This is a genomic window from Rhodococcus sp. MEB041 (assembly GCF_030208955.1).
In the GTDB taxonomy this organism is placed as follows: Bacteria; Actinomycetota; Actinomycetes; order Mycobacteriales; family Mycobacteriaceae; genus Rhodococcoides.
This window is the reverse complement of sequence record NZ_JARVSZ010000001.1, coordinates 242,345-256,726: the sequence shown is the minus strand read 5'-3', so window position 1 is coordinate 256,726 and position 14,382 is coordinate 242,345. Positions and strand designations below refer to the sequence as shown.

Annotated in this window: 14 protein-coding genes; 8 read left to right on the top strand and 6 right to left on the bottom strand. The window is 71.2% G+C overall.

The window, feature by feature from the left end; translation table 11 throughout:
• Position 1: 1 nt before the first annotated feature.
• From QRN16_RS01375 to QRN16_RS01360, 4 genes are read right to left on the bottom strand one after another with little or no spacing between them, the layout of a single operon-like run.
• On the bottom strand, positions 2–1,192 hold the full coding sequence (locus QRN16_RS01375) for an NAD(P)/FAD-dependent oxidoreductase (protein ID WP_285184370.1): 1,191 nt from the start codon (positions 1,190–1,192) through the stop codon (positions 2–4).
• A 40-nt stretch (positions 1,193–1,232) separates the two neighbouring features.
• On the bottom strand, positions 1,233–2,564 hold the full coding sequence (locus QRN16_RS01370) for a glycosyltransferase family 2 protein (RefSeq protein ID WP_285184369.1): 1,332 nt from the start codon (positions 2,562–2,564) through the stop codon (positions 1,233–1,235).
• Positions 2,561–3,559 (bottom strand): glycosyltransferase, encoded by a 999-nt coding sequence (locus tag QRN16_RS01365; RefSeq protein WP_285184368.1) that lies wholly within the window; start codon positions 3,557–3,559, stop codon positions 2,561–2,563. The genes QRN16_RS01370 and QRN16_RS01365 overlap by 4 nt, the downstream gene beginning before the upstream one ends.
• A complete protein-coding gene (locus QRN16_RS01360) occupies positions 3,556–4,509 on the bottom strand; it encodes a WcbI family polysaccharide biosynthesis putative acetyltransferase (protein WP_285184367.1) in 954 nt (317 codons plus the stop codon). The genes QRN16_RS01365 and QRN16_RS01360 overlap by 4 nt, the downstream gene beginning before the upstream one ends.
• Before the next feature lie 194 nt (positions 4,510–4,703).
• On the opposite strand from QRN16_RS01360, the gene QRN16_RS01355 reads away from it, so the two are divergent.
• From QRN16_RS01355 to QRN16_RS01335, 5 genes are read left to right on the top strand one after another with little or no spacing between them, the layout of a single operon-like run.
• Positions 4,704–5,789 carry a hypothetical protein gene (locus tag QRN16_RS01355; protein WP_231476217.1) on the top strand — a complete coding sequence of 362 codons (1,086 nt, stop codon included), beginning with the start codon at positions 4,704–4,706 and terminating at the stop codon, positions 5,787–5,789.
• Positions 5,786–6,919 (top strand): glycosyltransferase, encoded by a 1,134-nt coding sequence (locus QRN16_RS01350; protein WP_285184365.1) that lies wholly within the window; start codon positions 5,786–5,788, stop codon positions 6,917–6,919. The genes QRN16_RS01355 and QRN16_RS01350 overlap by 4 nt, the downstream gene beginning before the upstream one ends.
• Positions 6,916–7,908 (top strand): glycosyltransferase, encoded by a 993-nt coding sequence (locus tag QRN16_RS01345; protein WP_285184364.1) that lies wholly within the window; start codon positions 6,916–6,918, stop codon positions 7,906–7,908. Before QRN16_RS01350 ends, QRN16_RS01345 begins: the two co-directional genes overlap by 4 nt.
• Before the next feature lie 30 nt (positions 7,909–7,938).
• Positions 7,939–8,736, top strand: coding sequence for a glycosyltransferase family 2 protein (locus tag QRN16_RS01340; RefSeq protein WP_285184363.1), 798 nt, complete (start codon positions 7,939–7,941; stop codon positions 8,734–8,736).
• Positions 8,737–8,745: 9 nt separating this feature from the next.
• Positions 8,746–9,243, top strand: coding sequence for a SixA phosphatase family protein (locus QRN16_RS01335; protein ID WP_027504585.1), 498 nt, complete (start codon positions 8,746–8,748; stop codon positions 9,241–9,243).
• On the opposite strand, the gene QRN16_RS01330 is transcribed toward QRN16_RS01335, so the two are convergent.
• Positions 9,222–10,115, bottom strand: coding sequence for an SDR family oxidoreductase (locus QRN16_RS01330; protein ID WP_027504584.1), 894 nt, complete (start codon positions 10,113–10,115; stop codon positions 9,222–9,224). The two genes, QRN16_RS01335 and QRN16_RS01330, sit on opposite strands and share 22 nt — an antisense overlap.
• Positions 10,116–10,268: 153 nt before the next feature.
• Here QRN16_RS01330 and QRN16_RS01325 point away from each other — a divergent pair, with 153 nt between their 5' ends.
• The 3 genes from QRN16_RS01325 (at position 10,269) to QRN16_RS01315 (ending at position 13,355) form a co-directional block, all read left to right on the top strand.
• Entirely contained in the window at positions 10,269–10,652 is a 384-nt protein-coding gene (locus QRN16_RS01325; protein WP_285184362.1) for a VOC family protein, read from the top strand.
• A gap of 182 nt (positions 10,653–10,834) precedes the next feature.
• Positions 10,835–12,184 carry an MFS transporter gene (locus tag QRN16_RS01320; RefSeq protein WP_027504582.1) on the top strand — a complete coding sequence of 450 codons (1,350 nt, stop codon included), beginning with the start codon at positions 10,835–10,837 and terminating at the stop codon, positions 12,182–12,184.
• A gap of 64 nt (positions 12,185–12,248) precedes the next feature.
• Entirely contained in the window at positions 12,249–13,355 is a 1,107-nt protein-coding gene (locus QRN16_RS01315; protein ID WP_285184361.1) for an endonuclease/exonuclease/phosphatase family protein, read from the top strand.
• 4 nt (positions 13,356–13,359) lie between these two features.
• On the opposite strand, the gene QRN16_RS01310 is transcribed toward QRN16_RS01315, so the two are convergent.
• On the bottom strand, positions 13,360–14,322 hold the full coding sequence (locus tag QRN16_RS01310) for an MsnO8 family LLM class oxidoreductase (RefSeq protein WP_285184360.1): 963 nt from the start codon (positions 14,320–14,322) through the stop codon (positions 13,360–13,362).
• Positions 14,323–14,382 lie beyond the last annotated feature (60 nt).

Below are 14,382 nucleotides of genomic sequence, written 5' to 3'. Positions count from 1 at the left end.
CTCAGAGATGGCCCTTCAGCAACAGGTGCCAGTACGTGAACGGCAGGCCGAACCGGTCGCCCGCCCACGAGAGCCGACGGGGCTTCAGCGGGTCCAGGAACGACGGCAACGACGACGTGATCTCGCCGGTGCGATCGAACTCGGCCGCGATGAGACGCCGCGCGTCCACCGGGATCGGCGCCACGGTGTAGCCGTCGTACTCCCCCAGCGCCTCGTTCGATCGTTGCGCCAGCACGTTGTCGACGAGGATCGACACCTGGCGGCGTAGTCCGCCGCCCGAGGGGTCGGTGTCGATGGACGCGCCGTCGCCCACGGCCCACACGCCCTCGTGTGTGCGGTGCCGGAAGGTCCGCGGATCCACGTCCACCACTGCGTGCGTGCCGGGATCAGCGCTCGCCAGGCCGGTCTCCTCGACCCACCGCGGTCCGCGGTAGGGCGGCACCAGATGCAGCATGTCGTAGCCGATCCGCTCGGTGCGACCGTCCGCGCCGGTCACCGTGATCGATCGCTCGCCCGGCGCGAGCGCCGTCACGGCGGTGCGGTGAAGCACTCGGACATCCAGCTCCCGCAGGTACTTCCGCAGCCGGGCGTCGAGCGCCGGCACTCCCACGAGATCCGGGCGGTCGACCACCAGCGTCATAGACGGCGCGGCACCCACCTTCCGCCAGTGCGCGGCGGCGAGGAACAGCGGCTTGATGGTGGTGGCGGTGCAGCTCACCGGCGCACGAGGAACCGTGAAGACGGCGTGCCCGTCGGGACGCATCGTCTGCACGAGGTGCCAGGTACGCGTCGCCTCGTCGAGGTAGTTGCTCGCCACCGACGACGACGCGAGCGCCGCGTCGATTCCGGGCAGTGCGTCGTGATCGGGCACGAGACCGGATCCCACGACGAGGTCGCGGTAGCGCACCTCCGTGCCCGACTCGGTGCGCACCGTCCGCGTCACGGTGTCCACCGAGACGACACGCTCCTGGATCCAGGTACAGCCTTTCGGTGTCACCGAGCGCTGGGAGCGCTGCGCGGACGCGAGGGACGCCTGCCCGCCGCCGACGTAGGACAGCAGCGGCCGATAGGTGTGCACCTCCTGCGGTTCGATGACCACCACGTCGGAGACGCCCTTGTTCAGGAAACGGGCGGCGGCGCTGATGCCCGCGTTGCCCCCGCCGATGATGACGATGTCGTGCTCGGTGGTCATGATGCCTCCGGTGTCCTGTGACTCGAATGGTTCGGGGGTCTCACCACGACAGGTCCGGCTGATGCGGACCCGCGGCGATGCCGACCTCGTCGGCCGGTACGTCCGTGATGCCGAACAGGTCGGCGAGGGCCTGCTGCGGGGTGCGATCCAGTGCGTCGGCCCACCGGCGGGCCCGGCGCACGGCGCGCCACGACCACCACTCCACACTGCCGCCGGGCACGGTCGACCGCACCAGACCGGGGCCTTGCGGAGGCGTCGACGCCGCCAGCGTCCGCGCTGCATCCGGGGCCAGGACGACCGGACCGACGAGGTCGAGCCCGAAGCGGCTGCGCCGTACGTCGTCGCCGCCGGGGACACCGAGGCGGATTCGCGGGTCGTCGGTCCGCCACGACGCGACGAGATCCGCGGCGTCTGTTCCGTCCACCCACACGGTGACGTCCCCCTGCGCGAGCACCGATCCCACCGTCACCAACAGCGATGCGGCACTGTGTCCGTCGGCGTGCACGACGGCCGTGAGGTCGGGAACGGCGTACCGGACGCCGTGGGTGCGCGCAGCGGGGTCGGTGACGAGTGGAAGCAGGGACAGAGCCTCAGCGTTCTTCTGCTCGGTGCGTTGCTCACCGGGTCGGCCCGCCCAGTCGGGACCGTCGTGCCAGGCGACGGCGTCCGGCACGTGCGCGATCAGGGCGCCGGCGAGGTAGGCGCGATTGGCCAGCTCCCAGTCCTCTCCGCCGTATCCGCCGAACGACTCGTCGAAGCCGCCGATCTCCTCGAAGAATGCTGCGGTGCAGCACATCACCGCGCTGATGACGTGGCGATAGGAGCGATGATCGGCATCGAGCAGATCGCGCGAACCGCGGTACGCGTCGATCAACCAGCGCGGCTCGTCGAGGATTCCGTCGTCCGGCCCCGGAAGTCGGCCCAGCGCGGACAGGTCCGCGTGTCGCCGTCGACCGACCGTGAGTGCATCGGGAACCAGCGACGGCAGACGCACGAGCGCCTGGAGGTACCCGGGCTCGGGAACCGTGTCGGCGTCGAGGAAACAGAGCACGTCACCGGACGCGGCACGCGCCCCGAGATTGCGCGCCGCGGCGGCGCGGAAGCCACGGTCCTCCTGCGAGACCACCGTGACGTCGAGTGCACTGCGGACGAGCGGCGCCGTGGCCGAGCCGTCGTCCGCGACGATCACCTCGAACGCGCGGTACGTCTGCTGCTCGAGCGCCGCGAGAACCAGATCCAGAGACCGTTGCTGTTCGAAATAGGGCACGACGACGCTGACCGACGGGCGCGGAGCATCGATGTCGCGCAGCAGGTCCCACCTGTTGCCGGGCACCGCGTGGCCGAGCGGGGTGGGGACGGCGGTGGTGATCACGCGTGCACCACGGCCGACCTCGCGTACACCCGCACGTGCGCGGCGCCGACCTCCGCGCGCGTGGGGTGCGCGACGACCCCGTCCTCCAGCCACGTCGACTCGGGGTCACCCGCCGCGTCGGCGAGCGCCTCGGCGAGTCGGTCCTCCTCGTACAGGGTCACGGTGCCGGGCGAGCGCCGGGCGAACTCACGGGTGTACGCGCCGGCCACCACCAGCGGTCGACGGCCGTGCTCGATCCAGGTGTTGATCGACCCGGAGGCGGACATGTGCCGATGATGCGCCACGGGAACGGTGACGCGGCCGAGTTCGACCGGAAGGTCGGCGTCGTCGATGTAGCCGGTGACACGCACGGTGGTGCCGTGTGCCGCTGCGGACTCGGTCAGCTCGTCGACCAGATGATCGTGTCCCGGCGACGGCGTTCCCAGTGCCAGCAGGTGCGCGCCCGGGGGCAGCGCGTCCAGCACCTCGGCGTGTCCCTTGCCCGGGTACAGGAACCCGAGGACGCCGACGGTCACCTCGCCGCTGTCCGTGCGGATGCCGGCCCCCGTCGCGACGGGAAGCGGGATCACGACGGACGGGGTACCGATACCGGCCTCGCGCGACAGGTCTCGTTCGTGCTCGCTGCTGACGATCACGGTGTCCGCGCACGCGACCACCCGTCGGTAGCACTCGACGCGCGCGGACGCGGATCGACCGTCGGACGGCTGCGGCAGATCGTGCAGCGTCACCACGAAAGCGGAACCCGATGCGTGGATGCGCCGCGCCAGGTCCTCGACCACCCCGGCCGCAGCCGTCGCCGGTGACCCGAACAACCGGTCCGTCACGTGCAGGTGCACGACGTCGACGTCCGGAATCGACGTGACGTCACTCGCGGACTCGTGACGCAGGAGCGTCGACTCGAGACCGGCGTCGGTGATGCCGTCGCGGATGCGGAGCGCGAACTGCACCACCCCGTGTCGCTCGGGACCGATGACGAGATGCGCGACCGACGTCACGAGTCGACCTCCGGTAGCAGCAGCGAGAGCGTGTCCGCGTGTCGGGTGAGCGCGGCGTCCACGAACGCGGGATGCTCGGCGTACCACTGCAGTTGGCGACGGTGAATGTCCTCGGCATCGACGACGGAGCCGCCGATCACCCAGTCCGGCCGGGGCGCGGCGCCGAGGTCGAGCGCGTCGATGACAGCGGACTCCAGCAGCGTGTGCACAGAATCGAGCAGTACGCGGCCGGGATCCGCCGCCGCAGCGTCGACACCGGCTGCCGACAGGATGCGCGTGGCCAGCTCGAGCAGCACCGGATTGCCGGGGTGGTTGATCGTGTGTGCGGCGTCCGCTCCATGGGCGGTCAGGACGTCCGAGATCGCGACGTCGCAGTCCCGGCGCTCGCGTCGTGCGAGTTCGGCGATGCTCACCTCGGCGTTCGCGCGCAGCGCGTCAGGGGCGACGGGAGCGGCGCGCCACTCCTCGGATGCCACCCTGCCTGCGGCCACGAGCACCGTGCGCAGATCGTGGTACGGAGCGCCGGCGGGAGACGCCGACGGGTCGCTCGGGTGCCGCACGATCACCTGGAACGGGTACAGCCCGCTGTACCGGAAGACCGGCCACCGCACGACCCGGGCGTGCTCCGGCAGCATCGACGCCACCTGGTTCGTCCCGATCGGCAGGTCGCGGTAGTCGTCGCGAACCGGCTGCGCCAGCAACACCGAGGCCCGGCCGGCCAGCTCGGCGAGGTGCCGCACGTCGGCCGAGTCGAGTTCGTGCACCGGCGGCATGCGCACGGTCCGGAACGGCGCGTCCGGCACCTCGTCGAGCATCACTCGCACGGCCTCGGCCTGGCAGTTCCCGAGCACGATCCACAGCGGTGGATCGTCGGGCACCGGGTCGAGACCGTAGAACTCGCCGTAGTGACGCGTCCGGCCGTCCGGCTCGGTCGACGCAGAGTGAGGCATGACGTCGGGTTACCCGGACAGCGCGCAGGCGAAGCGGTGAGAGACCTGCACGACACCGCGTTTGTGGACGAGCCCCCCGGGGCATTCCTCTTGTGTCGTGGTCCAGAAGGCGGCCCGATCCCTGTTCGTACACCCGTGCCGCCCTGCCCACCCCTCGGGCGCGCGCGTCTGCCCCCGAGAGGATGACCCGAGCCGTGATCGCCGTCGCATCCATCCCTGCTGCGCACCCGTACGTCGCCGCTGTCGTCGCCACGGGCGACGACATTCTTCTGCTCGACGATCCCCGGCCCCTCGAGGCGACCACGCCCGGGCAGTGGTGGCCGCCGCGCCTGCTCGAGCCCGACTATCTCCGCGCGCACATCGACGACATCGACGTGGTGCACCTGCACTTCGGCTTCGACGCCGCCACACCGGACCGTCTCGCCGACGTCGTCTCCGTGCTGCGCGAGTCGTCGACCCCCCTGGTTCTCACGGTGCACGACCTGCACAATCCACACTTCGCCGAGCTCGACATGCACCGGTCCCAGCTCGACGTCCTCGTCCCCGCCGCGGCCGCCGTCATCACGCTGACCGACCGCGCCGCTCGGGAGATCGAACGTCTGTGGGGCCGCTCGGCAATGGTGATCCCGCATCCGCACGTCGCACCGCTCGACGTCATCACCGCACGCGACACCACGGCGCACGAGCGCGCAGTCGTCGCCGTGCACGCCAAGTCGTTGCGCGCGAACCTCGATCCCGAGGCGGTCATGGCGACCGTCGTGGCGGCCGCGTCGGCACGCGACGCCGTGGTGCGTCTCGACATCGACGACGACGTGTTCGACCACACGAGCCACTGGTACGCACCGGAGCGCGGCGAGCGATTGCTGGCCTTCCGTGATCACCCGGACGTCGACGTGCGGGTGCATCGTCGGTTCACCGACGCGGAGCTGTGGCAGTACCTGTCCGAGATCGACGTGTCCGTGCTTCCGTACCGCTTCGGTACGCACTCTGGCTGGATGGAGGCGTGCCGCGACCTCGGCGTCGTCCCCGTCGTCCCGGACATCGGCCACTTCGCCGATCAGTTCCCGTGCCCCACCTTCGTGTTCGGACCCGGCCTCTTCGATCCCGCGTCGCTCGATGCCGCGGTGGGCGAGGCGCTGCGCACCGAGCCGACCGGCCCGGACTTCGCCGACTACCGACGCCATCAGCAGAGCGCGATCGCCGCCGAGCACGCCGCGCTCTACCGTGCCCTGTCCGCTCCCGTCGCCTCGGGCCGCGCGGACGGAGCCGTGCTCGTATGACGGTCGCCGCCGCCGCACGTCCACTGCGCATCGCCCTTCTCGGATCGTCGCGCTTCCCCATCGCGCAACCGTTCGCGGGTGGCCTCGAGGCACACGTGTGGCATCTCGCCCATGCCCTCACCGAGCGCGGCCATCGCGTCACTCTCTTCGGTGCCGAAGGCACGTCGACCGACGTCGCGCACGACGTCATCGACGTCCACACGTTCCAGATGAGTCCGCACGCGCGGACCGAACACATGGGACCGTCGTGGGTGGTGCACGAGCATCACGCCTATCTGTCGGTCATGCTCGAACTGGCCGGGCCCCTGGCACAGTCGTTCGACGTGATCCACAATCACAGCCTCCACTACCTGCCCATCGCGATGTCCTCGATGGTGCCGGTCCCCATGCTCACGACGCTGCACACGCCACCGCTCGCCTGGCTGGAGTCGGCGGCCGCGGTGCCGCTCAATCCGAACACCGGGTACGCCGCGGTGAGCGAGTACACGGCGCAGCAGTGGCTACCCGTCGCGGGTCCGATCCCCGTGGTTCCCAACGGGATCCCGCTCGAACGGTGGCCGTTCGGCCAGGGCACCGGCGATCGCGGCGGGGCGGGCGAGTACGCGGTGTGGACGGGCCGGTTGGTTCCCGAGAAGGGGGTCGATCTCGCCATCGACGCCGCGCGGCGCGCCGGTTACCACCTGCGCATCGCCGGACCGGCAGCCGACGACGACTACTTCCGGACGGCGGTGGAGCCCCGCCTCGACGACGGCGTCACCTACGAGGGCCACCTGATGCAGAAGGAACTCGCCGATCTGGTCGGCGGAGCCGCCGTCGCACTGGTGACGCCGCAGTGGGACGAGCCGTACGGGCTCGTGGTCGCCGAAGCACTCGCGTGCGGCACACCGGTCGCGGCCTTCCGTCGCGGCGGCATCCCGGAGATCCTCGACGACACGTGCGGCCGGATGGTGCCCGCCGACGACATCGACGCTCTCGCCGGGGCCATCGGAGATGCTGCGCGCCTCCCCCGTGCGCACGCCCGCGCTCGCGCGGAGCGCATCTGTTCGGACGCGACGATGGTGGACAGCTATCTCGACCTCTACCGCGAGTTGCTGACGACGTCGGGCCGAACCGCCGCTGTCCCTGCATGATCGGGTACTACGTCCACCACCACGGCGTGGGGCATCTGACCCGCGCCCGGTCCGTCGCACGGGCGCTCGCCGAGCCGGTGACGGTGCTGTCCTCGCGGCCCCGGCCGTCGGACATCGACCCGTTCGCGGGCTGGATCACACTTCCTCCGGACACACCCGCCGGCGGTGACGATCCGGACGACCCCACCGCTCACGGGGTCGTCCACTGGGCGCCCACCTCGGTCCCCGGGATGACCGACCGCATGGCCGCCCTCGCGCGGTTCGTGGACGAGCTTCGCCCCCGATGCGTCGTCGTGGACGTGTCCGTCGAGGTTGCGATGTTCGTGCGACTCATGGGTGTTCGGGTGGTCGTGTTCGCGATGCCGGGCGAGCGCACCGATGCGCCCCATCAGCTGGCCTATCGCGTCGCCGACCGCATCGTCGCTCCGTGGTCGGCCTCGGTGTACCGGCCGGAGTGGTTGCGCGAGTTCGAGGACAGGACCGTGTACGTCGGCTCGATCAGTGCCCACGCCGATCGTGCCCGCGCCGGAACCGACCGCGACCTGACGTCCGTCGTCGTGCTCGCGGGCGCAGGGGGCTCAGCTCTCACCCCGGACCACCTCGCCCGAGCGGGTGCTGCCACGCCGACCCGCACCTGGCGCGGTGTCGGCGTGCCCGGCACTCCCTGGGTGGACGACGTGTGGCCGCTGCTGACCGGTGCCGGCGTAGTGGTCACGCACGGCGGGCAGAACGCGGTGGCCGACGTGGCCGCATCGGGTGCGCCCGCGGTGATCGTGGCCGAGAGTCGCCCGCACGGTGAGCAACTCGCGACCACTTGCGCGCTGGGGGCCGCGGGGCTGGCGATCTCGCTCGAGTCGTGGCCCGATCCGGACCGGTGGCCCGAGATCCTGAACCGTGCCGGTGCGCTGACCGGCGACATCCGGGCACGGACCGAGGTGGACGGCGCAGCGCGTCGTGCGGCAGCGGCGATCGAGGACGTGTGGGCGTGACGTCGGTGCGGACATGACGTCGGTGCTTACATGACTTCGGTGGCCGTGGTGACCATCGTGTCGGGTCGCGCGGGGCACCTCGCTGCGCAACGCCGCGGTCTCGCTCGCTCGACACGGCGAGCCGATCTGCACGTCGTGGTGTCGATGGGTGACCCGACGGTCGTGGACGCCACCGCCGTCGTTCCCCGCGTCGGCGACGCGCTCCCCCTGGCGCGGGCGCGCAACGAGGGTGCCCGCCTCGCCCTCGAGGCCGGTGCCGATCTGCTGATCTTCCTGGACGTCGACTGCATCCCGAGCCGCGAGATGATCGACCGGTACGTCCGTCGTGCGCGCGACGGAGCCGTGCTGTGCGGGCCGGTCACCTACCTGCCCGAGGTCTCCGGTGGGTACCCGGACGACCTCGACGGATGGACGAATCCCCATGCGGCGCGCCCGAATCCGGCGCCCGGGCACGTCGAGATCGGAACGAACTGGGATCTGTTCTGGTCGCTGTCGTTCGCGGTCACGTCGGCGACGTGGCACACGCTCGGGGGGTTCTGCGAGGACTACACGGGCTACGGCGGCGAGGACACCGACGTCGGCCGCGTCGCGGAACGATCGGGTCTGGATCTGCTGTGGGTCGGCGGAGCGCACGCGCACCATCAGTGGCACCCCGTGTCCTCGCCGCCGATCGATCATCTCGACGACATCGTGACCAACGCCGCCATCTTCCACGGTCGATGGGGACACTGGCCGATGATCGGGTGGCTGAACGCTTTTCGCGAGCGCGGCGACATCGACTGGACGCCCGAGGGCAGCAGCATCGCTCGCCGCCCGGTCGGGCACTAGCATCGAGCGATGTCCGACACCCGCACCCTGATCCTGATGCGCCACGGCAAGTCCTCGTACCCGGACGGGGTGGACGACCACGACCGGCCGCTCGACGAGCGGGGCCGTCGCCAGGCCGCCGCGGCCGGCGACTGGATCCGGGCGAACGTCGGCGCCGTGGACGCGGTGATCTGCTCGACGGCGACGCGTACTCGCCAGACTCTCGAGCGCACGGCCGTCGACGCGCCGGTGCGCTTCGAGGGCACCGTCTACGGGGGCTCCCCCGACGACATCGTCCGCGAGATCACCGCGACAGACGACTCGGCGGCCAGCGTGTTGGTGGTGGGCCACGCACCCGGAATCCCCTTCACGGCACTGGAACTCGCCGACGATCAGGAGTCGGACGCGGCGGTGTGGATCCGACGGGGCTACCCCACCTCCGCGCTGGCGGTGCTGGAGTTCACCGGCGACTGGTCGGATCTCGGGCCGGGGCGCGCCCGCCTGACTCACGCGCTCCGCGTCGACTGACCCTCCACCACAGCACGATTGCGCGCGCTCTCCGAGCGACCCAGCGCCTTCACCTCGGCGTCCATCTTCGGCAGGATGCGCGGCACGTGGCGCAGCGTCGTGGCCTCACCGAGCCGAGTGGTGAGCACGGAGCGCACCCACCCGATGCCGCCCACGATGCCGGGAACGTAGACCCGGCGTGACCGCCGCTCCACCGCGCGGACGAAGGCATCGACACACGCCTCGACCGGCAGGGTGCGGCCGAGCGGCCAGGGCAGCACGGACAGCAGATCCTGGAACGCGGTGAGGTCGGACTTGGCGTCCTGCACCAGTGGAGTGTCGATCCACGCCATGTGGGCGGAGCCGACGTCCACACCCTGGTACTTCACCTCGAGGCGCAGGGCGTTGGCGAAGTGTTCGGCTCCCGCCTTGCTCGCGTTGTACGACGCGAGGCCGGGGCACGCGGTGAAGGCCGCGAGCGACGAGACGACGAGCACGTATCCCTTGCGCTCGATGAGCGAGGGCAGCGCCGCGCGGACGGTGTGGAAGACGCCCGTGGTGTTGATGTCGATCACGCGCTTGAACGTCTCCGGATCGACGTTGAGCACCGACCCGTAGCTCGAGATGCCGGCGTTCGCGAGGACCACGTCGATGCCTCCGAATCGCGCGATTCCCGCGTCCACGGCGGCCTGCATGTCCGCGAGATCCCGCACGTCGGCGCGCACCCCCACGGCGACGTCGCCCAGATCGGCCACGAGTGCCGTCAGAGGCGCCTCGTCCACGTCGGTCAGCACCAGCTTCGCGCCCTTGGCCGCGAGAGCCCGCGCCGTCGCCTCGCCGATACCGCGGCCCGCTCCGGTGATGAGCACGACCTTGTTGCGCACGCTGACCATGTGAGTCCTCCTGACGACGAATGTCCGGTCACAGTACCTGTGACCGGAGATGACACCTACTGTTCCTCGGAATCGGCGGCGCATTGCGGACCGTGATCGTCCTCGATCGGGAGCAGAATCTCGGTCATCATCCGACACGAGGAGAGGCCGACCATGACCGCCACGCACCCGCTCACCATGGAGATCCAGCTCGTCATGCTGCCCGTCACCGACGTCGACTGCGCGAAGGAGTTCTACACGCGCATCGGCTTCCACGCCGATCACGACGCCACTCCCTTCCCGGACGTGCGCTACGTACAGCTCACCCCACCCGGTTCCGCGTGCTCGATCGCGATCGGGAAGAACATCACCTCCGCCGCACCCGGATCCGTCGAGGGCATGCTCGTCGTCGTGCAGGACGCGCAGGCCGCGTACGAGATGCTGCTGTCCGCCGGCGTCGAGGCCACCCCGGTGAAGGACGAGGGCTGGGGGTTGTTCACGTACTTCGCCGACCCGGACGGCAACAGGTGGGCGGTGCAGCAACTGCCGGTGGGCTGACGCCCCCGTGCGCCTTTCGCGCATCCAGGGATACGCAGAAGGCGCACGGGGGTGACGGAGCAAGGGTCCGGGCGGGCCCGATGGTGGGTCCGCCCAAGCTTCTCCCGACGACGGCACCCGGGCGTTTCGCCGGAATAGGCTGCGCCCGAATCGGCAGGCGCGCCGGTCGGACGGGGGCGGCAGTGACGGAGACCGAGAATCGGACCGAGCGGGGTGCGGCGGCGACGCGGGCACCGCGGTGGCGCACGATCGGGGCGCGGCGCGACTCCCTCACCCTCCCGTACGGGTGGGGACCCGCGATCGTGCTGGTGCTGGTCTCCCTCGTAGACCGCATCGAGTTCAGCCTGGTCGCCGCCGTGCTGCCGCAGCTGCAGGCGGAGTTCGGGTTCGGCGACACGGCGGCCGGTTCCATCCCCACCGCGGCCGCCGTCGCCGCGGGCCTCCTCGCGATGCCCGCCGCCTACCTCGCCGATCGCCACGACCGCGGCCGCATCATCACCGTCGTCGTGTTCCTGTGGGCCCTGGCGACGGTCGGTTCCGCGCTCGCTCCCACCTTCGCCGTCTTCTACCTGGTGCGCATGGGCCTCGCCGCCGCCGAGGCCATCGACAACCCGGCCAGCGCCAGCATGCTCGCCGACTTCCACCCACCCGCGACCCGCCCGACGGCCTTCGGGTGGTGGCGGACCGCGGCCTACCTCGGCGGCGCCGGCATCGTGCTGGGCGGAGTGCTCGCCGAGTGGCTCGGGTGGCGCGGCGCCTTCCTCGTCATGGCGATTCCCGGTGTGGTGGTCGCCGTCCTGATGTCACGCGTGCGCGAGCCCGAACGGGGGTACGCCGACAGACTGGCCGCGGGCAGCGCGGACACGCCTGCGCCGGAGGCCACCACCGACCCGATGCCGGTCCAACTCCGCCGCGTCGCACCGATCCGGACGCTGTGGTTCACCGGCGGCGCGCTCACCGTCATGAGCCTCGCGGTCGGTGGCCTGACGTTCTGGGTGCCCAGCCTGTTGCAACGCCGATTCGGCCTCGGCGAAGCGGCCGCCGCGTCCGCGGGCGGTGGTCTGACACTGATCGGCATCGTCGGCGGCACGCTCGTCGGATCCCTGCTCACCCGGCGAACCCTGTTCTCGACGCCGTCGCAGTGGCGCGTCCTGGTGGGCGGCACCGGAATCCTGCTGGGCACCGCGGCCATGGCGGGGGCGTTGGCCTCCGAGAGCTGGCTGCCCTTCACCGTGCTGCTCACCGTGTTCGGCTTCTTCACCGCCTGGGCGATCCCCACCCTCACCTCGTGCGTCGCCGACGTGCTCGCCCCGCGCGACCGCGGACTGGGTTACGGACTGCTGCAGATCGCCGCGACCGTGGGCGGCGCCGTCGGACCGCTCCTCGTCGGCGCGGTGTCCGACGCGTACGGCTCCCTCACCACCGGCATGGTCCCGCTGCTGCCCCTGCTGCTGATCGGGGGCGTGCTCGCCCTCTGCGCCTACCCGTACGTGTCGCCGGACGCGCAGCGGGTGCTGGACGGCGTGGCCTGACGCGCCCCTGCCCGCCCCCTCGTGTTCGCCCGTCTGTCAGGGCGGCGCGATAGCGTCCCGCACCATGCGACTCACCCGCGTGCTTCTCGCCGCGTCCGTCCTCGCCGCGTCCGTCCACACCCTGACCGCCTGCAGCGCGCCTGCCGCCGACGAGCCGCCCGGTGACCCGCGCACCGTCCGCGTCGCGACGTACAACGCCAGCATGAACCGCCCCGCCGCCGGCGATCTGGTCGCGGCCCTGCGGTCCGGAACGGATCCGCAGATCCGGTCGGTGGCCGACGTGGTTCAGCGCAACGCCCCGGACATGCTGCTGCTCAACGAGTTCGACTACTCTGACGGCGCCGTCGACCTCTTCCGCGACAACTACCTCGCCGTCGGCGACGCACCGATCGACTACCCGTTCGCGTACACGGCGCCCGTCAACACCGGCGAGCCGTCCGGGCTCGACCTCGACGGGGACGGGCGGTCCGACGGACCGAACGACGCCTGGGGCTTCGGGCAGTTCCCCGGCCAGTACGGCATGGTCGTCCTCTCGAAGTTCCCACTCGACGCCGCCGCGGTCCGCACGTTCCAGACCTTCCGCTGGGCCGACATGCCCGACAACCTGCTCCCGCGCGAGTACTACGGCGCGAACTCGGACGCCCTGCGCCTGTCGAGCAAGTCGCACTGGGACGTGCCCGTGGACATCGACGGGCGGGTGATCCACCTGCTCGTCTCGCACCCCACGCCACCCTCCTTCGACGGGCCCGAGGACCACAACGGCCGACGCAATCACGACGAGATCCGGCTCACCGCGGACTACATCGCCGGCGCCGATTACCTCGTCGACGACACCGGACTCGCCGGCGGCCTGCCGAACGGTTCCTCGTTCGTGGTGTTGGGGGACCAGAACAGCGATCCGGTCGACGGGGACTCCTATCCGGGCGCCATCGCGCAACTGCTCGACAGCCCGGCGCTGCAGGACCCGGCGCCCACCTCGCCGACCGCCGGCACCGACACGGCGGACTTCGCCGATCCGGTGCCGGGTGATCTGCGGGTGGACTACGTCCTGCCGAGCACCGATCTGACGGTCACCGGGTCGGGGGTCTTCTGGCCCGCGCCGGGCGAGCCGGGCGCCGAGTTGCTGTCGGCGAGCGATCACAGACTGGTGTGGGTGGACCTGCAGGTCTGACCCGTCAGCGCAGCAGTGCGGCCAACGACTCGTCGGACGCACGCAACGCGTCGCGGTCGAACGTCGATGCCGAGGACAGGATCTCGTCGGCACCGGTGCGGTCGACGAGGTCCTCGAGCCGGCGGCGCACCGTCGCCGGACTGCCGTGCACGCTGCCGTCGAGGGAGCGCTGGGCCGACTCCCGAGCTCGCGGAGTGAGACCGTCGGGCATCTCGGTGACCGCCCGCAGCGGTGGGAACTCCCCGGTACGGCGGGACTCCGCCATGGCCACCGCCTCCGCCATGGCGAGTCGGCGAGCCTCGGCGTCGGTGTCGGCGACCAGGACGTCGAGCGACACCGTCACGGACGGCTGCGCCGCGAAGGCCGAGGGAACGAACTCGCGTCGATACGGCTCCAGTGGAGCCAGGTCCCCCGACAGCATCGGACCGCCCACCACGACGGGGAGCCCGCGCTGCGCGGCGATCGCCAGCCCGTGACCCGTCGCGAGAACGTGGATCGGGATCAGTCGCTCGGGCGCGGGCTGCACGGTCACCGGACCGGTGCCGAGCAGGAAGTCCTGCAGATCCGCGAGGTCGTCGGCGAAGCGCTCGGCGTCCTCGGTGTCCGCCCGCAGCACCTTGCGTATCGGCGGAGTGAACCCCAGCGACCGGCCGACACCGAGGTCGACCCGGCCGGGACACAGCGCGTCGAGCATCGCGAACTGCTCGGCGACGACGATGGGCGAGTGGTTCGGCAGCATGACGCCGCCCGACCCCAGCCGAATCCGCGACGTCGCCGCGCCGATCGCGGCGAGCAGCACCGCGGGTGAGCCGCTCGCGATGCCGGGGACGGCGTGATGCTCGGCCACCCAGAACCGCTCGTAACCCGCCGCCTCGGCCCACCGCGCACGCTCGATCGTGTCCGACACCGCGGCGGCGGCAGACCGATCGGTGCGGGTACGGGAGCGATCGAGAAGGGACAGACGCATACTCTGCACAACCCTCGCGGGAGCCGCCCTGTTCCGCCCCGACCCGCCCGAGAAACCAGC

Coding starts and splice junctions, on each gene's coding strand:
- QRN16_RS01375 (WP_285184370.1), bottom strand. CDS start 1,192: ATGACCACCGAGCACGACATCGTCATCATCGGCGGGGGCAACGCGGGC.
- QRN16_RS01360 (WP_285184367.1), bottom strand. CDS start 4,509: ATGCCTCACTCTGCGTCGACCGAGCCGGACGGCCGGACGCGTCACTAC.
- QRN16_RS01350 (WP_285184365.1), top strand. CDS start 5,786: ATGACGGTCGCCGCCGCCGCACGTCCACTGCGCATCGCCCTTCTCGGA.
- QRN16_RS01345 (WP_285184364.1), top strand. CDS start 6,916: ATGATCGGGTACTACGTCCACCACCACGGCGTGGGGCATCTGACCCGC.
- QRN16_RS01340 (WP_285184363.1), top strand. CDS start 7,939: ATGACTTCGGTGGCCGTGGTGACCATCGTGTCGGGTCGCGCGGGGCAC.
- QRN16_RS01335 (WP_027504585.1), top strand. CDS start 8,746: ATGTCCGACACCCGCACCCTGATCCTGATGCGCCACGGCAAGTCCTCG.
- QRN16_RS01330 (WP_027504584.1), bottom strand. CDS start 10,115: ATGGTCAGCGTGCGCAACAAGGTCGTGCTCATCACCGGAGCGGGCCGC.
- QRN16_RS01325 (WP_285184362.1), top strand. CDS start 10,269: ATGACCGCCACGCACCCGCTCACCATGGAGATCCAGCTCGTCATGCTG.
- QRN16_RS01315 (WP_285184361.1), top strand. CDS start 12,249: ATGCGACTCACCCGCGTGCTTCTCGCCGCGTCCGTCCTCGCCGCGTCC.
- QRN16_RS01310 (WP_285184360.1), bottom strand. CDS start 14,322: ATGCGTCTGTCCCTTCTCGATCGCTCCCGTACCCGCACCGATCGGTCT.